Source organism: Nocardia cyriacigeorgica, assembly GCF_010858045.1.
Taxonomy (GTDB): Bacteria; Actinomycetota; Actinomycetes; order Mycobacteriales; family Mycobacteriaceae; genus Nocardia; species Nocardia cyriacigeorgica_E.
In genome coordinates this window covers 1-317 of record NZ_JAAGVC010000242.1, presented here as the reverse complement: position 1 = coordinate 317, position 317 = coordinate 1, and the positions used below count along the sequence as shown (strand labels likewise).

Below are 317 nucleotides of genomic sequence, written 5' to 3'. Positions count from 1 at the left end.
GGCCGATGCTCTGGAACCTTGACCGGCGTTCCAGGGCATCAGGCTATGAATCGGAAGCTTGTCTCGATCGCCCCGAACCAGCCGAGCCAAATTAAGTAACACTTGTCATTTTAGTAACAGTTGTGCATTATCATGGTGTGAGTGAACCGCCGCACAACACCGATCCCGATACGAGCTCTGATCCCCGCGTGCGCCGCACCCGAGCGGCGTTGTTGGCCGCGGCGGTGACCGTGGTGACCGCGCACGGCTCCACGGATTTCTCGGTGACCGAGCTCGCCGATGCCGCCGGGGTGAGCCGCCGGGTGTTGTATCAGCAC

The 317-nt window shown here is 61.2% G+C and carries 1 protein-coding gene; it reads left to right on the top strand.

Annotation, left to right across the window (positions count from 1 at the left end; genetic code table 11):
• Nucleotides 1–137 precede the first annotated feature (137 nt).
• The coding region (locus GV790_RS31825) for a TetR family transcriptional regulator (RefSeq protein ID WP_163818095.1) at nucleotides 138–317 on the top strand (180 nt) is incomplete at its 3' end.